Below are 21,074 nucleotides of genomic sequence, written 5' to 3'. Positions count from 1 at the left end.
CCTCCCTAATCTTCTTTAGGTGTTCCAGCAGGGTTTTTGAACATCTTAATCAAACGACTCTTATGATGGGTCTTAATTCTACGACGACGTAAGTAGTTATCCAGTAAGAAACCAATAAATGAGGCCACTAACGTAGAACAAACCAAACCTAATGTTGATTTAGTAAGGGTTAAGAAGAAAATAGCCAATCCAGCTGCTAGCAATGCAACAAAAATCTTCAAGAAGTTTTTAACTTGCATCACAATCATGAATAAGAATAAGGCTGTTAAGGCAAAGTGCACTACTGTTAAATCAATGTGAATTGCTGTTCCTAATAAACTACCAACCAAGTTAGCCGCTGTCCAGAAGAACAATGACCAATGTTCAATTTGCAAGGCATCACGCGTTGTAAATTTTTTATCAGTTGAAAACTTCAAATAGTTAACAGCATAATTTTCATCATTCATTGAAACCGCAAAGAAAAACGTAAACAATGTACTCTGACCATGCAGATATTTTGACAAACTCGAACCCAATAGCGCGTAACGCAATTCCAAAAAGAATAACATTAAAACTATCGTTAGTAGTGGTGAATTAATCGTCAGCATTGAAGCAACTAAGAATTGTGCCCCCCCTGAGAAAACTAATAGTGAGAGTAAAAACGTGTTAAAAAAGTTGAATCCTGCTGCATGTAATAAAATACCACTAGCTAAACCAATCGGAATGTAACTAATATCTAGCGGAAATGAAATCTCAAAGTTCCGACGCCATGCGGGAACTTTTGGATTTGCTACCATTTTTGTCAATTGAAATCCTCCAAATAGTGACTTCATATCTAATTATAATTTATACCCAATACTTTAATTATATTGTATCTTGCTTAAATAAAAAACCATTTGCTTGAAATTTCTTGAAAAATGGTTAATTTTTATTGAATTGTGCCAAATTTAATCAACAAAAAAAGCTAATCAATCTGATTAGCTTAATTATTTTGTTTTCCAACAAGTGGAAGTGTGAAAATAAATGATGTTAATTTGTCAGTTGAGGTAACGTGAATCTCTCCACCTTGATTTTGCACAATTTCTTTAACAATTGCCAAACCTAAGCCACTTCCACCGGTATTGGTGTTTCGTGATCCCTCTTCTCGATAAAATCTTTCAAAAATTTTATCCGTAATTGCTTGCGGAATCTTTTTTCCATTATTAGCAACCGTAAATTGAATCTGCTGTTTAATTACAACCGCCTTTAAAATAATTTGAGTTGCTCCTTCTCCATATGAAATGGCATTGGTAATTAAATTATTAAAAACACGGCCTAAAATTTCAGCATTGGCTGTCATTACTACACTCTTCTTTAATGGCTTAACATCAATCTTGATGCCTTTTTTCTTAGCTTCTAGGGCAAATGAAATTTCTAATTGAGTCAATAATTGATTAACATCAATTTGATTCATTTCAAGCTTTCGCTTCTTTAAATTGTTGGCTTTTGTATATTCAAACAACTGATCAACCAACAATTTCATTTGTTGTGACTTTTCGTATGCAATTTTACAATATTTCAAAATGTCAGCTTCAGAATGATATTGATGGTCTTCAACTAGTCCTAAATAGCCAATAATTGAAGTAAGTGGCGTTCTTAAATCATGACTAACACTAGTTACTAAATCATCTTTTGATTTTTCAATGCGTCGTTCATCATCCATTGACTTAATTACATTATCAACTAGACAGTTAACACTATTAACCACCCGTTCATTATCACCAGTTAGATGAAAAGGAATTTTGTGATCAAAATGGCCATCCGAAATATAATGTAATTCATCAATAATTCGTCCAATCTCAATTCGTTTATAAATCCGAACTAAGCGCCACCAGACAATTAAGCCATCTAAAACTAACATTAAAAACCAGAAAAGGCCTTCCCAGCTCAATAGTGGTTGTTGAAATGGTCCAAAAGTTACGGATTGTTTGATAATAAAAATTCCATCCGTTACACCTTGGTTATTGCGAATAAAATTAACCAAAATGTTTCCAACGGCAAAGTTGACTAGAATTAAAAGTCCCATGGTTAGGATACCTTCAACCCACAATTCTTGGCGTTCACTACGTTTTAGTTTAAACCCAGTATTATTCTTCAAGATTAACCTTCGATCTTGTAACCAACACCCCAGACAGTCTTGATAATATCTTTACCGTCAGTTGCTTCTTCAATTTTATCTCGCAAGTGACTCATGTGAACCATTACAGTTTTAGCTGAGATAACACTTTCTTGTTTCCAAACTCGTTCAAAAATTTCATCTGCAGAGAAAACTCGATTTGGGTGACTTGCTAACAAGTACAAGATACCAAATTCAATGGCAGTAAGTTGAATTTTAACACCTTTTTCGGTAGTAACTTCGTGAGAATCCTTGTTGATTTGTAATCCATCAGCATCAATTACATCAGGTTCATTATTGGTTACGTTATTTTGGCTACGGCGAAGTAGTGAATGTACTCGAGCCATTACCTCTAGTGGATTAAATGGTTTCGTAACATAATCATCTGCCCCAGTAGTTAATCCTTGGATTTTATCCATGTCTTCAGTTTTGGCTGATAAAACAATAATGGGAACCTGTGAGTCTTTACGGATTTCGTTAATAACTTCAATTCCGCTCATTCCTGGCATCATAATATCTAGAATTACTAAACCAATGTCACTGTTGGTGTGGAGCATTGAAAGTGCTTCTTCACCATTGTAGGCAGCAATTGGAGTGTAACCTTCGTTTTTAATGTAGATTTCTAATAATTGGGCAATCTCGCGATCGTCATCGACAACTAGTATTTTCATAAGATATAAAATCCTTTCTGTATCTGGCTTTTCATTAATTCTAACGAAATGATTTTGCAAAATAAAGTAAATGGCGTAATTATAAGAAAAACTTAGCAATTAAAAAAAGCCATTTTCCAAAGAAAATGACTTTTTCTGAATTAACGACGACCGGCAAACAAACCGCTGGTAATTGTATATTTAGTACGCATGTAAAGCACTCCCACTAATGCAAGAGCTCCAATTACAACGTTTACGATTGGTGAAACTACTGGATTTAATCCAGCTGGAAGCATGTTAGTTCCATAGAAGACCATCATCCAAACCATGAATAAAGCAACCATCATGATTGAACGAACTAGTCCATTGTATTTGTGTTTTACACCAGGGGCAAAGAGTTGGGTTACCACTGGCATACCAACTCCCGCAATTACTGATGAAAGGATGATACAAGTAATTCCGGCTACCCCACCTTGTTTTGCTTGTGCAGGAGAAACCCAAAACATTGCAGCATACATAAAACTAAATAGAATTAAGAACCACAATACGTTGTATGACGCATCAATGATATAACGTTCTTTAGTCATCGGACCAGCTGGCTTACGGGGTGGATTAACAGTATTAGTAACTTTTTCAGTTACAGTACCATAAAGACCTTTAGCAGTGATGCCTTTCTTTTGAGCAGCTAAAATTTCTGTGGTCATTTCTTCAATAATGGCCGTTTGACGTTCAGCAGGAACCTTTGTTTCAGCTAACGCATCTTTAAAGTGAACTAAATAATCAATGTTACGTTTAGTTAAACCTAATTTATCGAATTCTTCATAAGTGGCTTTACGACCACTAGTGTGATGTTGTTGGACACCCGCATTACGTTGGTTGTTTTCTGTTTCGCTCATGTTTCCTCCTATACGTTGAAGCGGAAGTTAACGATGTCACCATCTTGCATGACATATTCCTTACCTTCAACACGTAGCTTACCTGCTTCTTTAACAGCTTGTTCACTACCTAATTTATCTAGATCAGCAAATGACATCACTTCGGCACGAATAAATCCACGTTCAAAATCAGAGTGAATGATTCCGGCAGCTTGAGGTGCTTTAGTACCCTTTAAGAATGTCCAGGCCTTAGTTTCTTTTCCACCAGCAGTGAAGAAAGTTTCTAAATCTAATAACTTGTAGGCAGCTCTAATTAATTTATCCAAACCTGGTTCGTCAACACCAGCAGCATCTAAGAAATCTTGTTTATCAGCATCATCAAGTTCAGCAATTTCTTCTTCACTTTCAGCAGCAATTCCAATAGCTTCAGCATTATGGTCATTAGCAAATTTCTTAACTTCTTGGAACAATGGATCTGATTCTGGGTCACCCATTGAATCTTCACTAATATTAGCTACGTAAAGTACAGGTTTTGAAGTCAATAAGAAGAAGCTCTTAACAATTTTTTGTTCGTCTTCATCAAAATCAATATCACGAACTGAACCACCTTTTTCAAGAACCGGTTGAATCTTTTCTAAAACTTCTAATTCAGCTTTGGCTTCTTCGTCACGACCCTTAGCTGCTTTAGCAACTTTGGCAAGTCGTTTATTAACAGCATCTAAATCAGCCAAACTAAGTTCTAAGTTAATGGTTTCAATATCTGAAACTGGGTCAACTTTGTTAGAAACGTGGGTAATGTTATCGTCTTCAAACGCACGCACTACGTGAACAATGGCATCTACTTGGCGAATATTTTCCAAGAATTTGTTACCAAGTCCTTCACCTTTACTAGCACCTTTAACAATTCCGGCGATATCAGTAAATTCAAAAGTAGTAGGTACAATTTTCTTTGCAGGAATTAGTTCTTGAATACGATCTAATCGTTTATCTGGAACTTCAACCATTCCAACGTTTGGTTCAATAGTAGCAAATGGATAGTTGGCCATTTCTGCTCCAGCTTTTGTAATCGCATTAAATAATGTAGATTTACCAACGTTTGGTAATCCTACAATTCCGGCTGTTAATGACATTTATAATTACCTCTTTCTTATTCTTCAGTATGTTTTTCTAAAACTTTTTTCATCCGTTTTTCAAATTGACGTCTAGGCATCATCACAACGTGACCACAACCTAAGCATTCTAATTTGATATCGGCGCCCATTCGAATGATTTCCCAACGATTAGTGCCGCAGGGATGCGCTTTTTTCATTTCAACTACATCATGAATTCCGTACATCAAATTACTCCTTAATCTAAATGAATATCAAGTAACTCTAAGATACGACTTAAGTCAGAGTTTGATAGGTAATCAATCTCAATTTTACCCTTTCCTGATTTAGGTCTAGTTTCGTTAATTGAAACTCGAGTCCCAAATTTATCTTGTAATTTATCTTCACCTTCGCGAAGGTATGGTGACTTACGAGTTTTAGTATTCTTTTTCTTTTTATCTTCTTTAGGATTTAACGCATTAATTAATTTTTCTAATTGACGAACCGTTAAAGTTTCCTCAACTGCTTTATTAGCTAATTTAACTAGCTCTTTTTTATCTTTAACAGCTAATAAAGTTCGAGCTTGTCCCATTGAAAGTTGACCCTTTTGTAACATGGTCTTAACTTCAGCAGGTAAGTTTAATAAACGCAAGTAGTTGGCAATATATGGCCGACTTTTACCTAAACGACGGGAAACTTCAACTTGAGTAATATCAAGATTGGTCATCAACATTTCGTAAGCTTTGGCTTCTTCTAGTGGATTCAAATCTTCACGTTGTAAGTTTTCCATCACGGCAATTTCCATCATTTGCGCATCCGTTGCATCACGGACAATTGCAGGAATGGTTTCTTTTCCAGCGGCTTTAGAAGCCCGAAAACGCCGTTCGCCAGCTAAAATTTCATACTTATTCGTTTCTTTATTAGGTTGACGCACAATAATTGGTTGAAAAACACCAGATACTTTAATAGATTCAGTTAAATCATTTAAAGCCCGTTTATCAAACTTTTTACGTGGTTGGTATGGGTTGGGTGTGAGATTTTCAAGATCAAGTGTTTGAACTGCTTCATCACTCAAACTGATATCGTTATCATCAAATAAGGCATCTAGTCCGCGACCGAGCCCCTTACTATTATTTGTCATTGGCAGCTAACACTTCCTTTGTCAATTTCATGTACTCTTTGGCACCTTTAGAACTTGGATCATAATCAATAATTGGAAGTCCATGTGATGGAGCTTCTGAAAGGCGTACATTCCGGGGAATCACGCTTGTATAAACTTTTTCTTTAAAGAATTTACGGACTTCTTCATTTACTTGGGCCCCTAAATTAGTCCGGGCATCGTACATAGTTAGAAGTACCCCTTCGATATAAAGATTGGGATTAAAATGTTTTTGCACTAATTGAACGGTATTCAATAGCTGGCTCAATCCTTCAAGAGCATAGTATTCACTTTGAACTGGAATTAAGATTGAATCACTAGCAGTGAATGCATTAATTGTAATCAAACCAAGTGAAGGAGGACAATCAATTAACACAAAGTCATATTGATCATCAACTTGTTTAAGGGCGTTAAGCAACCGTGTTTCCCGTGCCATTTGCGGGGTTAATTCAATTTCAGCTCCAGACAATTGAATGGTAGCAGGAACAATATCAAGGCCTTCTCTAGCAGAATGCATAATTACATCTTGAATAGGTTCTTCATTAACTAACACATCATAAATGTCTTTTTTAATGTCTTGTTTACTAATTCCCACACCACTAGTTGCATTACCTTGGGCATCAGAATCTACGATTAAAACGCGCTTGCCTTCGCTTGCGAGCCCAGCTCCCAAGTTAACAGCAGTCGTGGTTTTACCAACTCCGCCTTTTTGGTTTGCTAATGAAATAACATGTGCCATTATATGGATCCTCCTTTTATTTAATCGGTTCTTTATTTGGTGTACCTGGTTTTCTTGGATATTTAATTGGTGTTTTACGGACTTTATCAATCACAATAATATGCCGTTCCTCATCATTTTCTGGCAAACGGAAATCAAAGTCTTCCCCAATTTCACCGCCAAGGACGTGGATGGCTTTAGTGGCATCCGCTAATTCTTCTGGTGCTTTAGCTGCTTTCATAGCAATTAATTTTCCACCAATTTTAACGAGTGGTAAACAAAGTTCGCTCATCACACTTAATCGTGCTAATGCGCGAGCTGTTGCTAAATCAAAACTTTCCCGGTATTTAGAGCGACGTCCTCCAAATTCTTCTGCACGAGCATGAACTAAGTGAACTCCATCTAAACCTAGTAAGTTCACTAATTTTTGGAGAAAAATAATCCGTTTATTAAGTGAATCTACAATGGTTACTTCTAATCCTGGATTAATAATTTTCAAAGGAATTGATGGGAAACCTGCTCCGGCTCCAACATCAACTAAACTTTTACTGTCTTTTAAATCTGATACATAAAATGCTGGAGAAATTGAATCGTAAAAATGTTTGAGATAAACATCTTCACGTTCAGTAATGTTAGTTAAATTAACATTTTTGTTATATTCTACTAGCAATTCAAAATAATCTTTGAATTGTTGCATTTGATGGTCAGACAACTCAAAGCCTTGCATTGCTAAAGCTTTTTTAAATTCTTCTGGTGTCATCTGAATCTCCTAACTGGTTTTTAAATCGTTCAAAATTTTACGCTTATATAGTCCATTATAACGAAAAATTCCGGTTTTAGTTAGCTAGAAAACAAAAAAGATTGGAAAAATATCCAATCTTTTCGTAAATCTTGTGTTTAATTTCGATAATAGGCCTGGCTAGCGTATCCAGCTTGTCCACCGCCAATAATGATTCGATCTCGATTGCTATCTGAATCATCTGAATCGTTAATTTTTTGTCCTTTGGGAGCATATACTACTGGTGCAAATGCGGAAACCATAATTGAGGGATCAAAACTACCAATTCCCCCTTGTAATGTTCCATTAGTAACTCTTGACCCACCAGTAAGAACTTGTGGATAACCATTTCTCTCAGTATCAGCAATAATAACCCCTTTATTTACGGTCCATTTAGAATTGGGTTCACTTTCAACTGTATTGGTTACATCCATCGTCTTACCGGCATTATTCGTCCATTTACCAACTAAACTAGAATAATCATCGTTACTAATTTGAGATATGTTTAAACCGGCATTAGCATTTGTACTATCCTCAGTTTTTTTATTGTCTGTTTCAGTAGCATTATCTTTGTCATCTGAAGTCACAGTATTATCTTTTTTCGTAGTGGTATTATCTTGTTCGTTGTCACTAGAATCTGCTTTCTTAGCAATTTTAGCACTTGGACGTTTAGTCGATACCTTATCAAAAAGATTATTTGATTTTGAAGATGCTAAATAGAAGCCAGCCAATGCCGCAATTAAAAGAATTAAGGCAATTAGAATACTATAAAGCAATTTATGTCCATGTTTCGAATGTATTTTTGTCATTTTAAAACTCCTACAAATCTTTGGTTAAATTACATTCATCTAGCATACCAAAATAGTACTACTTTGCCAATATTCTGCGGAACAAAAAAGACTAGATTAATTTTCTAGTCTTTCTCGGTTATTTCATATTTTGGACTTCAGCTTTAAACCATTCATTAAAGGCTTCTGCATCAATATCAACACAAACTTCAGCGTTCGTTTTGCCATCATGATAGGCACCACGAATGTCAGCAACCGTTTCTCCATTTGCTGGACCTTCAGTTTGAATATCAATCCACAATTTTTTAGTAGTCATAAATTCGGGATGCAACAAATAGAAAATGGTGTTTGCATCATGAATTGAAACACCCGCTTCACTTTGGTCACCATCACTGGTAATTAAATCATGGAGCATTTTACCTGACCGATTCATGGTTTCAATTTCAGCTAGTGTTTCTGGAGTAACTAAGGCTTTCATAGTTACATCAAGTCCAACCATCACAATTGGAACTCCAGATTGATACATTATTTTAGCAGCATCCGGATCAGTAAAGACATTAAACTCAGCTGCACTAGTCATATTTCCTCGACCTAATGTTCCACCCATCGCAATAATGCGAGTGAGTTTACTCTTCACTTCTGGATATTCTGAGAAAAGTAACGCTACGTTAGTGTATGAACCAGTAGCAACTAACGTCATAGGTTCGTCACTTGCCATAATTACTCGATGCATGGCTTGAACAGCAGTTTCTGGTAGTGGTTTTGGTAAATCCCCCACAAAATCATAGCCCCGCATTCCGGATGCTCCGTGAATTCGAGCAGCATCTTCAAACGGTTTGATTAATGGTTGTTCCGCCCCAGCTGCAACAGGGATTTCATTACCTTTACCAAAAAAGTTGATGATTTTCAAAGCGTTGATAGTCGTTTTATCGACCGTAACGTTACCGGCTACCGTCGTTACCAGTTCTAAATCTACTTCCGGATTATTGATGGCCAAGGCGAGTGCAGCTGCATCATCAATTCCAGGATCAGTATCCATTAAAATTTTAGTCATTAGAGTTCGCCATCAAGGAATTGGTGTTTTCCTAAACCAAAACTAAAGTCTTCAGCATGGTTAGTGGCAAAGGTGATCATCAAATCTTCTGGACGAAGACCCATTTCAGCTTGGAATCTTTCCGCAGCTGCTTTAGCATAAGCTTTCTTTTGTCCAGTCGTTCTTGGAGTAGAAAGAATTTGAATTAAAATAACATCATCAGTTCGTTTAATTCCAAGTCCAGCATCTAATAAACACATTTCGTAAGGTTCATGTTGGGTAACTACTTGGAAACGATCATCGGCTGGCACCGCAAAAGTTTCACGAGTTATATCATAAGCAATTTGCATCACTTGTTTAATTTCATCAGGAGTTCGACGTCCCTTTACTAAATCGATACGCATAAGTGGCATATTATTCACATCCATTTCTGTTTTATTACTGCAATTTTAACATATTTATAACAAAAAAGAGCAGCCCGTGGGCTACTCTTTAAAGTGATTTTACCAAACAAAGATACCAACGATTCCGGCTGACATTAGTGAAACTAAAATACCAGATAGGAATAAGTAAACAATGTTTTTAGCAACGTAATCGTTCTTCTTACGATCAACGATACCTTTCATACATCCAATAATCATACCAACAGTACTTACGTTAGCAAATGATGTAAGGAAGACCGTTAATTCAGCTTGGAAGTGAGCGTTGAATACGTGAAGGTTGTTAATCTTAGGTGCGATTTCACCCATAACAACAAATTCGTTAGTGATTAACTTAGTACCCATGTATTGGGCAAATTCAAAGGCATTGTGTACATCAAGACCCATTAACCATGCGAATGGGAACATAACGATACCAAGAATGTGTTCTAGTGATAACCATGGGTTGATTAAACCAAGTAATTTACTGATCAAGGCAGCTAAAGCAACGAATGCAATAACGTTTGCACAGATAATCAAGATTAATTTACCGGCATTAAGAATTGAATCACCCAAGAATGAGAAGAATGGTTCTTTTTCTGGCTTACCTGGTTTGTCAGCAACAACTTCTTCAGCTTCTTCGGCTGGGTTGCTAACTTCGTAAATTACATCTTCTTCAGGTGTAACTTTAACCGGGTTAAGCATGTTAGTAATAATAATTGCGTTTAAAATGTTTAATGGAATAGCAGTCAATACGTATTCACCAGGAACCATTTGAGCATAAACCCCAACGATTGCGGCAGTAATACATGACATTGACATCATAGCAATTGTCAAAAGACGTTCTTTTGAAACGTGTTTCAATTGAATACTTGAAACGGCCATTGCTTCAGTGTTACCTAAGAACATCATTTCTACTGAGTAGAATGATTCAAATTTTGGTTGACCAGTAATGAAGGCCATACCTTTACCAATCCATTTGATACAGAATGGAAGAATTCCAAAATAAGTCAAGATATCAAACAATGGAACAATCATCAAGATTGGTAACAATGCTGATGTAAAGAAGTTCATTTGTTTAACGTGAACCCAATCAGGGAATGCAAAGGCAATTCCTGTGTAAGAAACATTAACCAACCACTTGAAACCGTCGGCAGCTCCTTTAACCATATCACGTCCCCAACTAAAGTTGGTAAGGAAGAATGCAAGAACAAGGTTAATTACTAAGACTACTAAAACTGAACGCCAGTTGATGTTTTTACGATCTTTTGAGCAGAGGAATGCAATTCCAAGAAAGACCAACACACCAAGAATGTTAACGAGCAAATACGTGTTCATTATATAAATTCCTTTCGAATATAAAAAATACCAATTAATAAATCGTTACTTCATGCAGGGTAATAAGCTGTGTTTGGGCGAAATAACCGCGTCTTGTAATCCCATCGCAGCAAGGACTGTTGCACCAACTTCACACACATAAGGTTCATCTGTAAAATGATGACAAGTTGATGCATTATCATGCATCATGACTGGTAAAATCTTGTAAGTTGAGAATCCATCGCGAGAACGATTATCCCCTACTCGACTCGAAACTACCATTAACAAATCATCATCGCGCAAGTTATTCATAATATTAGTCAAATGTTGGTCAACGACTGCTAACTCATCAGAGAAAGCATCAAAGTCATCATTTTCTGCTAATTCCTGTAATTGAGGAAGTTGCATGTAAAAGAATCCAGCATCATTTTTACCCAATTGATGTTCGAGTTCAGCAAAAGCCTCTTCATCGGTACATACTTGGTAAATGTCACTTAGTTCTTGTGAAAATAAATAACTAACAAACTTTGAAATAATAATTGATTTAGTTTTCTTTGCCGTTTCTTCAAAGACACTAGAAACTCGATAACTCAAAGAGCAATCAAACATTTCACGTAAACCAGAACAAGGCTTATTAACAATACATCTCGTTCTCGTTAACCCAAAAGTTGCTGCAATATGAGGATTAACTTCTTCGTTATCATTGAAATAAATATTAAAGAAACCTAACTTATGCAATGCTGGCAATGCAAAGTCCGATGACTGGTTGAGCACATGAGTCAACATGGTGTCATTATCTGAATTGTGTTGAGCAGACTCGTTGTCAGATCTAAGACCTAAGGCAGCTAAATCCACTAAAATTACTCGCTTATAACTCACTTTAAACCCTCCAAAAAATAATCATCTGAGTCAATTATAAATGATGAATTTGTTTGTCGCAATCTTTCCTTAGCAATTTCTTAAAAATAAGTTACAATAAAATTAAATAATACGTATAAAGGACCTTTATCATGAAAAACAAAGAACATTTAATTATGTTAGGTGACTCAATCACGAACGGTTTTGACGGTCATCAGGACTTAGAAAAAAACGTTTCCTACTATATAAAGCAGTTAAATCCAGAATTAAGCATTACTAACGCTGGGGTGAACGCCGGAACCATATGTGGCCATTCCGAACGAGACTTATCCTATCAAGTTGAATCGCACAACTTTGCTGATTATCAATTAGCTACTATTTTTTACGGTACCAACGATTTTGCCCATCGCGAAGAAACTTTAGAAATCCTTGGTCGGATCTTACAAAAAAATATCGACATTATACTAGAAGAAAATTCCAAAATTAAAATTTATGGAATTCTACCCATCAATCGTTTTGATGGCGGCATTGATAATTTCAACGTTGACGGATTATCCCAATATACTTTTGGGGAACTATTAGAGAAACTTTCTACTATATATAAAGCAAATAATATTCCTGTTTTAAACTGGCGTAACGTTGCTCCGCAATTACTAACTGAAACTAACTACTATACTGCTCTAGGAGATCACCGTTTACACCCTAATTCTGAAACATATCATCAAATGGCTAAAGTAATTAGCCATTTCATTTTCAAACATAATCAATAACAAAAAAGCTCCAATCAAATTAGATTTTACATCTAATTCGATTGGAGCTTTTAATATTTAAGCACGTTGGAAGTATGTTAAGTATAAGTTAACATCTTCTGCGTTTTTAAATGTCCCATTTAAATCATTGTCAAATGCAACTTGAGTAGTTTTAGCACCATCAGTTTCATCAACATATTGGTCGGCATGACTGTAATCATAACCTTTAATAGTAGGAACTAAGTTTTCGTAATTCCAACTTTGACCAACGTTTCCTTCAATTTTAGTTGGAGCAGAAATTTCATTTCCATTTTGATCATGATAGTAAATGTTAACGGTTGGTTTGCTAAATGTTAAGTAAACATCAGTTGGACCTTCAGCTGAGAAAGTACCACTTAAGCTATGGTTAACATTTGCTTGGTTGTATTGATCAGCATGGTCATAAACATAACCATTAATTTCTGGAACCCAGTTCGTGTAATCCCAGTTTGTACCAGTTGCGCCAGTCCAAGTGAACCCAGATTGACCATCATTAGTCTTAATTTCATTTCCGTTTTCATCATGGAAGTGGAATCTTACTTCACCAGCAGCTTGGTTTTGATCGTAAGTGAGATAGACATCTTCGTTAGCATTTCCAGCATAGCTTCCAACTAAGGCATGACCGTTTAAAGCATTGTTTACATATTGATCAGCATGACTGTATGTGTAACCGTTAATTTCTGGAATCCAGTTATTGTAATCCCATTGTTGACCTTCATCACCAGTCCATGCAAATGATGCATGTCCATCATTAGTTTTAATTTCGTTTCCATTAGCATCGTGGAAGTGGAATGTCACAGTCCCCTTGCTTTGTTGTGCTTGGTCATAAGTAAGATAGACATCTTCATTAGCGTTTCCAGCATAGCTTCCAACTAAGGCATGACCGTTTAAAGCGTTGTTTACATATTGATCAGCGTGACTGTATGTGTAACCGTTAATTTCTGGAATCCAGTTACTGTAATCCCATTGTTGACCGTTATCACCAGTCCAGGTAAATGATGCATGTCCATCATTAGTTTTGATTTCGTTTCCGTTAGCATCGTGGAAATGGAATGTAACATTTCCTGTACTTGGTTGTGCTTGTAGAGTTACTACGTTTGCTTTTTGTTGACTAGTGTTGATAGTTTGAGAATATTCATTAATTTGGTTGTTAGCAACTAAGTCTTTCAAAGCGCTTTGATCATTTGCTAATTTGCTTTGGGCATTGGTTAAAGTTTGGTTTAAAGTAGCCATATCAACAACAGGAGTTGGGTATTTACCGTTGGCATTAAATTTAGTGCTATCTAAAATAGTAACGCTTGGAATTGCAATAATATGAATTTGGTTCATGTTATCAATAAACGTACTCATTTCAACGGTAGCGCAAGTTGCATCTGCGTTTCCACCCATTAATGAAATTGTGTGTCCTTGGCCTTCTGGAGCATCATTAAACATCATTTGTTTAACCATTTCATAGATTGATTTTTGAATTCCATCCATGGTTTGGTTTCCATATTTAGCTAGGAATCCAGAACCGTAGTTTTCGTAATATTGGCCTGAGTTATCAAGACCATTATTACTTGCAGCACTGAGAATTACATTAACATCATGGCCTTTAGTTCCATACCATTGGTCATTTTCGTATCCAGCACGAATTTGGTTGGCAAACTGAGTAACCCCATCACCGTCAATTTTAACTAATGGAGCTCCAGCTTGAGTTCTGATATCGTTAATCAAATTACCAGTGTATTGTTGAATTTGTTCAGTTTGATCAGAAGTCAAGTGTGCGTAATCGGTAACCGTTTCAGCGGCTGCTTTTTTATCTGTCACATAATTATTTCTTGAATCATTGATTCCTTGATTGTCCCAAGTACTCCATTGATTGCTATCAGGATTGTTTTGAAGTGCTTGTTGGGTCATACCGCTTGGTAAGTACATATTTTGTTGTACATCGGCATTGTTTACTGCATTTTGGGCATCATTGACCGCTTTTTGATCTGATGCAACTTGAGTGTTCATTGCATTAATTTGTGCGTTGTTATTATTTTGTGCACTATTTGTTTCATTGTTATTATCATTTACTTGATTATTATTGGTGCTAGTTTGTTGCACAAGTTGTGTATTATCAATTGGGGTAGCATTATTAGCTGGTGTAGTATCAGCAGAAGCACTAATACCACCCATTGCAAACACACCACCTACAACAGCTGCTGTAGCAGCAGCACGTAGCCATCCATGTCTTGTTTTAACTAATTTAAATCTTTTGTTTGCTTCCATAATTAATTCACCTATTTGAGCTTTCCTTTTCCGAGGTGTACATTTTGTATATCTCTACAAGAAGAGAATAACACACAATGTGTATTGAGTACAACAGTTTTTATACAAAATGTGAAAAAATAATGTGAAACTCTATACTTCAAAACGCCACAAGTACTGATATATCAACATTTATAAACAATCTAAGTGATTCACTAAATATCTAAAATGTTACTCATATACATTTTGTGTAACATAAATACCCTATCAAAGTTAATTGATAGGGTACTTCTCACTTATTAATATAAGTTTGTAAAACTAGTTCATGGTAAAAGATACTTTGCTTTTTCCAACAAATATATTAGGTTTAACTGCTAACAAAGATTATAATTAAAGCAATAAATTGTTATTCAAAGGGGTAAAATATGCGTAAAAAAAATACAATTCCATACGAATTTGATCAAGTAGATATCATGAACAAAAATTACAGTGAGTTAATTAGCTCTGGTAATCGCATTGGACTTGATGCTACTTTCGAAAAAATTTCTGCTTTTGATGCTAAACAACGTGACATCAAAAAAATAATGAACGTTCGTAATTCACTCTTATACAAACCATTACTCCATCTAAAGAGAAAACGGATGTCAAAATCAGATTTTGCTTTTTATCGGGGAACTGTCGATATCATGAACTATGATTTAGACAAACATTACGCTAGTGGAATCAAAGCTTTAATTGGTGGTGATGCTCATCTAGGTAACTTTGGTTATTACGGATCAGCAGAAGCCCAGTTGCTTTTTGATATGAATGATTTCGATGAATCACACGTTGGTTATTGGGAATATGACGTTAAGCGTTTATTAGTTAGTGCCCTATTAGTTGCTAAAGAACAAGGTTTTGACATTGAAAAAGACGTTAATCCTTATCTTGAAAAGGTCATGAATACTTATTTAAATGCTTTAGTTCATTTGAAAGAATTACCCGCTATGAAACGATTCATTATGCCAAATACTTTGCCTAACATCGAATCAACTTTTGATGCAATTCATGATGATCGTGATGAATTTAATGATTCATACCTTAAACTCGTCAATAAAACGGTCCAAAAAGCCCTACGGAGTAATTCAGATTATGCGGTGCAAAAATATACAGAAGTTACGGACGATAAACGTCATTTTATCGAAAATAGTCCGGTAACTAAACATGTTGGCGATAAAACTTACAATCGTTTAGCTAAGGGATATGAACATTATCTTAAACACACTCGTAGTGATGTCCACCAATTTTTAGCTAAATTTAACATCGTTGATATCGTTCGTCACAGTGTTGGGGTTGGAAGTGTCGGTACACTTTGCTATCTCATTCTATTAGAAGATCCCAACGGTAATTACATTGTGCTTCAAGTTAAACAAGCTCTTCCTATCTACCAAAACTCAACGTTATACATTAATAAACACCATTCATGCGGTGAAGAAATTGTGGATTGTCAACGAATTCTCCAAAGTTCATCTGACGTTTTCTTAGGATATTTTGATACTAAAAAATATAGTTTCTACGTTCGTCAATTTAAAGATATGAAAGGTTCAATTAAGCTAGATAAACTTGATTGGAACGCTTATTGTGACTACGTTTCCGTTTGTATGAGTCTTTTAGCCCGTGCTCACAGTCACTCTCAAACCTTCCCAATGGTGATTGGATACCTTCAAAGTCAACCTTGGATGAACAAAGCCTTTGTTTCCTTCGCAAATAACTATCTCAAACAAGTCGAAATTGATTATCAAACTTTCATTAAAGGAGGAAACTAATCTATGGACCCAAAATACGACGGTAAATGTTTTAATCGAGATTTAAGTTGGCTACTCTTTAATCGCCGTGTCATCGAACTAGCTAACCAAGCAACCACCCCATTTTTAAATAAATTAATGTTTCTAGCGATTGCCGCAAATAACTTAGATGAATTTTACAATGTGCGGGTTCCTAGTTTACAAACCCAGTTAGCTGTGTCTGATGATGGGATTGAAAAGAAATCTGGGATGCATTATTCCGAAATTCTCAAGAAATTGCACAAACGTAATGAAAAAAACTTTGAACTCCAATATGGTTATTATCAACAATTAAATTTACAATTACTTGAAAATCAATATTGTAATTTAACCGGATATTCAAAATTATCTTCACGCCAACAGGATAAAGCTAATCAGTTCTTTGATGAACGGGTCTTGCCTTTCTTAAGTTTCACGACTTATAACGGTCATTACGGATTACAATTTTTGAAAAATAAACGGATGGCTTTGGGCGTTTCCGTTAAGAAAAACGGAAAACATAAAATCCGGATTGTTCCAATTCCAACTGATTTGAAACGGTTAGTAAAAATTGAGAGCGAACCTTACCCCACCTATATTACTATTGAGGATTTAATTCGTCATAACCTCTCTAATTTCTTTGGTGATTGTAAAGTTGAAGATGTAATCACGTTCAGAATTCTCCGTGATCTAGACGCTTCCTTAGATGTGGAAAAAGATGATAACAACAAGGATACCATTAACAACTTACGGCAATACCTTTCTGATCGAGAAAAAGGAAAAGTAACTCAGTTTGCCGTCGAAAAAAATGAAAACTTAAATCCAGAATTTTTGCATAGTTTTATGAAGAAATTTGATTTAAAGAAACATACTTTTTACGAAGTTGATGGACCACTAGATTTAACTTTCTTATTTGCAATTGTCAAAAAATTATCCAAAAAGTATCCAGACTTAGTTTATAAGAAATTTGCACCCGAACAATGGTCAAATATCAATACCATGTTGCCTTATTTAGATCATCATGACCTATTGCTCCAATATCCCTATGACTCATTCAATCAGTTTTTAACCTTCTTACAAGCTGCAATTAACGATCCCGAAACGGTAGCGATTAAACAAACTATCTACCGAGTAGCTGACCATTCTAAAGTAATTGAGTTATTGAAGCAAGCTGCCCAAAAAGGAATCAAAGTTACCGTTATGATTGAACTTCGGGCTCGTTTTGATGAAGCTAATAACCTTAAAGTTACAACTGAATTAGAAGATGCTGGATGTAATATTATTTTCGGGAAAAAGTACATGAAAGTGCACAGTAAAACTTGTTTAGTACTAACCGAAGACGGTGCCAATCCTCATGGTTATGTTCAAATTGGAACCGGAAATTATAACGAATCCACTGCCCAACAATTCGTTGATTTGAGTCTCTTTTCAAGTAGTGATAGTTATGTTAAGGATTTGGCTTCTTTCTTCAACTACTTGGAACAACCAATTGCCACTCCCCCCAAATATGAAGTTTTAACTGCTTCACCTCACCGAATTGAAGATATGGTAATTCAAGATATCCATCACGTAAAAGATTATTATCAAAAAACCGGAAAGGGTCATGTTTTCCTAAAAGTTAACTCTTTAACCGACGTGGATGTAATTGCGGCAATTTATGATGCTGCTACCGTTGGTGTACCTTTCCGTTTAATCGTCCGTGGTGCTTGTTGTTTGAAACTCGGAATTTGTGGACCTAAGGAAAACATCGTTATTTCCAGTATCGTAGGCGAACTTCTAGAACACAGTCGGATTTATGCTTTTTATGATGACAATACAACGTTCTGGATTTCTTCAGCCGACTTAATGACCCGTAACATGGACAACCGGGTGGAATTAGCTGCCCCTATTTTGCAACCAAAATTAAAGCAACAAATCCAAGATATCATTTCTATTTACGATAACGATGATGTAGATGGTTTCTTTATGAATGATGAAGGATACTACTTTAAGTATGAAAATCCAAAGGGTAAATCAGCCCAACAAACATTTATCAAAGAAATTGGGAAATATGCACCAGTAATTCAAGAACCTTCGTTCTTCGAACGCCTTTCAAACCGGATTAAAACCATTTTTAAATAAATCTGTATCAAAAAAAAGGAAGATCACATTTTGTGGTCTTCCTTTTCGTATGTTCTAATTTTCCCGGAAATCAGTTTCACCAAGTTCAACAATCTTACCGGTTTCACTGTAAATCAAGTATTCTGCCAAGTTAACGATATGATCACCAATTCGTTCAAGGTAACGAATAACCATCAAGTAACTTGAAGCTGCAACGGCCGTTTCTGGATGAGCCAAAATTCCTTTGGTAATCGCAATTCTCGTTGAAGCATAGTATTGGTCAATTTTATGGTCTTCTTGCACAATTTCAGTCGCAATATTGGCATTGAAAGTTGTATAAGCCCCTAGAATTTGTTCCAACATCTTGCGAATATGCTTGGTCATCTTTGCAATGACTTCTTCAATTTCAGGCATCCGCGGATTACCTTTTGCTAGAATGGTTTCCTTTGAAATTCCGACCGCTGCATCCCCAATTCGTTCCATATCTGTTCCGGCTTTCAAGAAACTCATAATGACCCGAAAATCAGTGGCAACAGGTTGTTGTAACGCAATCAAATTCATCGCGTGTTTTTCCATGTGTGATTCGTTGTCATTCACTTCAGCATCATCAAGCTTAACTTTTTCCGCCAATTCCACATCATGATCAATGTATGATTTAGTGGCTTGATAAATTTGTTCACTCACGTCAACACCCATAGCGTTAAAACTCTGACGTAATTTTGCTAAACGATCTTCAAATGTAGTTACCATAATTAATATCCCCCTGGATTATCCAAACTTTCCGTTCAAGTAGTCGCTGGTTGCTTGTTTTTCTGGATTTAAGAAAAGTTTCTTTGTCTTCCCATATTCTACCAAATCTCCGTTCAACATAAAGGCTGTCTTATCAGAAATTCGCGATGCTTGTTGCATACTGTGAGTCACAATAATGATTGTATATTGGTCTTTGATTTGGAGCAACATTTCTTCAATTTTGGCGCTAGAAATAGGATCCAAGGCACTGGTTGGTTCATCCAACAAAATCACTTCGGGTTTCACGGCTAACAAACGCGCAATACAAATTCGTTGTTGTTGTCCCCCAGAAAATGATAACGCATTTTTATCCAAGTTATCTTTCACTTCGTCCCAAACTGCAGCTTGACGAAGACTTTCTTCGACTTTAGCATCTAAGATTTTCTTATCTTTGATACCTTGCACCCGTAAACCATAAGCTACATTGTCATACACCGAAAACGGAAATGGGTTTGGTTGTTGAAACACCATTCCGACTTTCTTACGTAGCTCTGTTACGTTTTGTTTTGAACCATAGATATCTTGGCCATCTAAGAGAAAGCTTCCCGTAATCGTCACGCCATTTACTAAATCATTCATGCGATTCAAGCAACGAAGATAAGTTGATTTACCACAACCAGAAGGTCCGATTAAAGCAGTAATTTCATGTTCTTTAAAATCTAGATTAATTCCGTGTAAAGCTTCTTTTTCGCCATAGTACAAACGAATATCACTAGTTTTGATTAATGTTTCAGTCATTAGAATCTCCTTTAGCCAAAGTGTCCTGAAATGTAAGCTTCAGTTGCTGGCATTTTCGGGTTGGTAAATAATTTGGTCGTCTTGTTGTATTCAATCACATGTCCTAAATGGAAGAACGCCGTAAAGTCACTTGATCGTGCTGCTTGTTGCATGTTGTGAGTCACAATAATAATCATGTATTTTTCTTTTAATTTTTGCATCGTATTTTCAATCTTACGACTGGAAATCGGATCCAACGCACTGGTCGGTTCATCCATCAATAAAATATCTGGTTTGACAGCAATCGCGCGGGCAATGCAAAGTCGTTGTTGTTGTCCCCCAGAAAGTGACAAAGCACTCTCTTTGAGTTTGTCTTTCACTTCATCCCATAACGCTGCGTCGCGTAAACTTTCTTCAACCCGAGCATCTAAATTATCAGTAATTCCATTTTGACGTAGTGCAAACGCGATGTTTTCGTAAATTGATTTTGCAAACGGATTCGGATGTTGAAACACCATTCCAATATTATGACGGACTTCGTAAACATTCACGTTCTTGCCGTTAATATCAACACCTTGGTATTCAATCTCGCCCGTTACATTCGCAATATCATCATTCAAGCGGTTTAAACTCCGAAGAAAAGTTGACTTACCAGAACCAGAAGCCCCGATTAATGCGGTAATTTTATGTTTGGGAAATTTAAGGTTAGCGTTAAAAGTGGCCTGTTTGCTACCATAAAAAACATTCATTTCCTTGGTTTCTAACGCTAAGTCACCTTGAATATCAATTGTGTAGTTATCGTCTAAACTAAATGTGTTCATCTTGG

General features: G+C 36.0%; 21 protein-coding genes. 3 read left to right on the top strand and 18 right to left on the bottom strand.

Going from position 1 to position 21,074, the window contains the following annotated elements; genetic code table 11:
* Positions 1-5: 5 nt before the first annotated feature.
* The 14 genes from ACQW5G_RS05620 to ACQW5G_RS05555 all read right to left on the bottom strand — a co-directional run bounded on the left by ACQW5G_RS05620 (position 6) and on the right by ACQW5G_RS05555 (position 11,838).
* Complete coding sequence (locus ACQW5G_RS05620; RefSeq protein WP_429971892.1) at positions 6-776, bottom strand: AzlC family ABC transporter permease; 771 nt, start codon at positions 774-776, stop codon at positions 6-8.
* A gap of 185 nt (positions 777-961) precedes the next feature.
* A complete protein-coding gene (locus tag ACQW5G_RS05615) occupies positions 962-2,116 on the bottom strand; it encodes a sensor histidine kinase (RefSeq protein ID WP_429970479.1) in 1,155 nt (384 codons plus the stop codon).
* A gap of 2 nt (positions 2,117-2,118) precedes the next feature.
* Positions 2,119-2,805, bottom strand: a complete 687-nt coding sequence (locus tag ACQW5G_RS05610) for a response regulator transcription factor (RefSeq protein WP_429970478.1) — start codon at positions 2,803-2,805, stop codon at positions 2,119-2,121.
* Between the two features lie 140 nt (positions 2,806-2,945).
* Positions 2,946-3,680, bottom strand: a complete 735-nt coding sequence (locus ACQW5G_RS05605; RefSeq protein ID WP_429970477.1) for a DUF1129 domain-containing protein — start codon at positions 3,678-3,680, stop codon at positions 2,946-2,948.
* Between the two features lie 8 nt (positions 3,681-3,688).
* A complete protein-coding gene (ychF, locus tag ACQW5G_RS05600; RefSeq protein WP_429970476.1) occupies positions 3,689-4,789 on the bottom strand; it encodes a redox-regulated ATPase YchF in 1,101 nt (366 codons plus the stop codon).
* A 17-nt stretch (positions 4,790-4,806) separates the two neighbouring features.
* Positions 4,807-4,995 carry a DUF951 domain-containing protein gene (locus tag ACQW5G_RS05595; protein WP_429970475.1) on the bottom strand — a complete coding sequence of 63 codons (189 nt, stop codon included), beginning with the start codon at positions 4,993-4,995 and terminating at the stop codon, positions 4,807-4,809.
* Between the two features lie 11 nt (positions 4,996-5,006).
* The gene (locus ACQW5G_RS05590; RefSeq protein WP_429970474.1) at positions 5,007-5,888 is read right to left on the bottom strand and encodes a ParB/RepB/Spo0J family partition protein; all 882 of its coding nucleotides are present in this window, start codon (positions 5,886-5,888) and stop codon (positions 5,007-5,009) included.
* Positions 5,878-6,645 (bottom strand): ParA family protein, encoded by a 768-nt coding sequence (locus tag ACQW5G_RS05585; RefSeq protein ID WP_429970473.1) that lies wholly within the window; start codon positions 6,643-6,645, stop codon positions 5,878-5,880. Before ACQW5G_RS05585 ends, ACQW5G_RS05590 begins: the two co-directional genes overlap by 11 nt.
* Before the next feature lie 16 nt (positions 6,646-6,661).
* Positions 6,662-7,384, bottom strand: coding sequence for a 16S rRNA (guanine(527)-N(7))-methyltransferase RsmG (gene rsmG, locus ACQW5G_RS05580; RefSeq protein WP_429970472.1), 723 nt, complete (start codon positions 7,382-7,384; stop codon positions 6,662-6,664).
* Between the two features lie 137 nt (positions 7,385-7,521).
* Positions 7,522-8,211: a DUF6287 domain-containing protein gene (locus ACQW5G_RS05575; RefSeq protein ID WP_429970471.1), complete on the bottom strand. Its 690-nt coding sequence runs from the start codon at positions 8,209-8,211 to the stop codon at positions 7,522-7,524.
* Positions 8,212-8,329: 118 nt separating this feature from the next.
* The gene (gene rihC / locus ACQW5G_RS05570; RefSeq protein WP_429970470.1) at positions 8,330-9,244 is read right to left on the bottom strand and encodes a ribonucleoside hydrolase RihC; all 915 of its coding nucleotides are present in this window, start codon (positions 9,242-9,244) and stop codon (positions 8,330-8,332) included.
* Complete coding sequence (locus ACQW5G_RS05565; protein WP_429970469.1) at positions 9,244-9,636, bottom strand: tautomerase family protein; 393 nt, start codon at positions 9,634-9,636, stop codon at positions 9,244-9,246. The genes rihC and ACQW5G_RS05565 overlap by 1 nt, the downstream gene beginning before the upstream one ends.
* A 90-nt stretch (positions 9,637-9,726) precedes the next feature.
* Positions 9,727-10,980 (bottom strand): NupC/NupG family nucleoside CNT transporter, encoded by a 1,254-nt coding sequence (locus ACQW5G_RS05560; RefSeq protein ID WP_429970468.1) that lies wholly within the window; start codon positions 10,978-10,980, stop codon positions 9,727-9,729.
* 45 nt (positions 10,981-11,025) lie between these two features.
* Positions 11,026-11,838 carry a phosphopentomutase gene (locus ACQW5G_RS05555; protein ID WP_429970467.1) on the bottom strand — a complete coding sequence of 271 codons (813 nt, stop codon included), beginning with the start codon at positions 11,836-11,838 and terminating at the stop codon, positions 11,026-11,028.
* Positions 11,839-11,969: 131 nt separating this feature from the next.
* Here ACQW5G_RS05555 and ACQW5G_RS05550 point away from each other — a divergent pair, with 131 nt between their 5' ends.
* A complete protein-coding gene (locus ACQW5G_RS05550) occupies positions 11,970-12,587 on the top strand; it encodes an SGNH/GDSL hydrolase family protein (RefSeq protein ID WP_429970466.1) in 618 nt (205 codons plus the stop codon).
* A gap of 57 nt (positions 12,588-12,644) precedes the next feature.
* On the opposite strand, the gene ACQW5G_RS05545 is transcribed toward ACQW5G_RS05550, so the two are convergent.
* The gene (locus ACQW5G_RS05545; protein ID WP_429970465.1) at positions 12,645-14,861 is read right to left on the bottom strand and encodes an SEC10/PgrA surface exclusion domain-containing protein; all 2,217 of its coding nucleotides are present in this window, start codon (positions 14,859-14,861) and stop codon (positions 12,645-12,647) included.
* A 404-nt stretch (positions 14,862-15,265) separates the two neighbouring features.
* Here ACQW5G_RS05545 and ACQW5G_RS05540 point away from each other — a divergent pair, with 404 nt between their 5' ends.
* Together ACQW5G_RS05540 and ppk1 are read left to right on the top strand one after the other, a co-directional pair.
* Positions 15,266-16,645, top strand: coding sequence for a DUF2252 domain-containing protein (locus ACQW5G_RS05540; protein WP_429970464.1), 1,380 nt, complete (start codon positions 15,266-15,268; stop codon positions 16,643-16,645).
* 3 nt (positions 16,646-16,648) lie between these two features.
* Positions 16,649-18,763, top strand: a complete 2,115-nt coding sequence (gene ppk1 / locus ACQW5G_RS05535) for a polyphosphate kinase 1 (RefSeq protein ID WP_429970463.1) — start codon at positions 16,649-16,651, stop codon at positions 18,761-18,763.
* A gap of 54 nt (positions 18,764-18,817) precedes the next feature.
* On the opposite strand, the gene phoU is transcribed toward ppk1, so the two are convergent.
* The 3 genes from phoU to pstB (ACQW5G_RS05520) are packed head-to-tail and all read right to left on the bottom strand — an operon-like array spanning position 18,818 to position 21,069.
* Positions 18,818-19,492: a phosphate signaling complex protein PhoU gene (phoU, locus tag ACQW5G_RS05530; RefSeq protein WP_429970462.1), complete on the bottom strand. Its 675-nt coding sequence runs from the start codon at positions 19,490-19,492 to the stop codon at positions 18,818-18,820.
* A gap of 18 nt (positions 19,493-19,510) precedes the next feature.
* Entirely contained in the window at positions 19,511-20,269 is a 759-nt protein-coding gene (gene pstB / locus ACQW5G_RS05525) for a phosphate ABC transporter ATP-binding protein PstB (protein ID WP_429970461.1), read from the bottom strand.
* Between the two features lie 11 nt (positions 20,270-20,280).
* On the bottom strand, positions 20,281-21,069 hold the full coding sequence (gene pstB, locus ACQW5G_RS05520) for a phosphate ABC transporter ATP-binding protein PstB (RefSeq protein WP_429970460.1): 789 nt from the start codon (positions 21,067-21,069) through the stop codon (positions 20,281-20,283).
* Positions 21,070-21,074 lie beyond the last annotated feature (5 nt).

The sequence above is a fragment of the Fructilactobacillus sp. Tb1 genome, from assembly GCF_050500285.1.
In the GTDB taxonomy this organism is placed as follows: Bacteria; Bacillota; Bacilli; order Lactobacillales; family Lactobacillaceae; genus Fructilactobacillus.
Note: the sequence above shows the minus strand (reverse complement) of the source record. Positions and strands in the feature narration are given on the sequence as shown.

Excerpts from the sequence above, each read along its gene's own strand:
- ACQW5G_RS05540 (WP_429970464.1), top strand. The coding sequence starts at position 15,266 with ATGCGTAAAAAAAATACAATTCCATACGAATTTGATCAAGTAGATATC.
- ACQW5G_RS05605 (WP_429970477.1), bottom strand. The coding sequence starts at position 3,680 with ATGAGCGAAACAGAAAACAACCAACGTAATGCGGGTGTCCAACAACAT.
- ACQW5G_RS05565 (WP_429970469.1), bottom strand. The coding sequence starts at position 9,636 with ATGCCACTTATGCGTATCGATTTAGTAAAGGGACGTCGAACTCCTGAT.
- ychF (WP_429970476.1), bottom strand. The coding sequence starts at position 4,789 with ATGTCATTAACAGCCGGAATTGTAGGATTACCAAACGTTGGTAAATCT.
- ACQW5G_RS05560 (WP_429970468.1), bottom strand. The coding sequence starts at position 10,980 with ATGAACACGTATTTGCTCGTTAACATTCTTGGTGTGTTGGTCTTTCTT.
- ACQW5G_RS05595 (WP_429970475.1), bottom strand. The coding sequence starts at position 4,995 with ATGTACGGAATTCATGATGTAGTTGAAATGAAAAAAGCGCATCCCTGC.
- ACQW5G_RS05590 (WP_429970474.1), bottom strand. The coding sequence starts at position 5,888 with ATGACAAATAATAGTAAGGGGCTCGGTCGCGGACTAGATGCCTTATTT.
- ACQW5G_RS05620 (WP_429971892.1), bottom strand. The coding sequence starts at position 776 with ATGGTAGCAAATCCAAAAGTTCCCGCATGGCGTCGGAACTTTGAGATT.
- pstB (WP_429970461.1), bottom strand. The coding sequence starts at position 20,269 with ATGACTGAAACATTAATCAAAACTAGTGATATTCGTTTGTACTATGGC.
- ACQW5G_RS05550 (WP_429970466.1), top strand. The coding sequence starts at position 11,970 with ATGAAAAACAAAGAACATTTAATTATGTTAGGTGACTCAATCACGAAC.
- pstB (WP_429970460.1), bottom strand. The coding sequence starts at position 21,069 with ATGAACACATTTAGTTTAGACGATAACTACACAATTGATATTCAAGGT.
- ACQW5G_RS05585 (WP_429970473.1), bottom strand. The coding sequence starts at position 6,645 with ATGGCACATGTTATTTCATTAGCAAACCAAAAAGGCGGAGTTGGTAAA.
- rihC (WP_429970470.1), bottom strand. The coding sequence starts at position 9,244 with ATGACTAAAATTTTAATGGATACTGATCCTGGAATTGATGATGCAGCT.
- rsmG (WP_429970472.1), bottom strand. The coding sequence starts at position 7,384 with ATGACACCAGAAGAATTTAAAAAAGCTTTAGCAATGCAAGGCTTTGAG.
- ppk1 (WP_429970463.1), top strand. The coding sequence starts at position 16,649 with ATGGACCCAAAATACGACGGTAAATGTTTTAATCGAGATTTAAGTTGG.
- ACQW5G_RS05610 (WP_429970478.1), bottom strand. The coding sequence starts at position 2,805 with ATGAAAATACTAGTTGTCGATGACGATCGCGAGATTGCCCAATTATTA.
- phoU (WP_429970462.1), bottom strand. The coding sequence starts at position 19,492 with ATGGTAACTACATTTGAAGATCGTTTAGCAAAATTACGTCAGAGTTTT.
- ACQW5G_RS05575 (WP_429970471.1), bottom strand. The coding sequence starts at position 8,211 with ATGACAAAAATACATTCGAAACATGGACATAAATTGCTTTATAGTATT.
- ACQW5G_RS05545 (WP_429970465.1), bottom strand. The coding sequence starts at position 14,861 with ATGGAAGCAAACAAAAGATTTAAATTAGTTAAAACAAGACATGGATGG.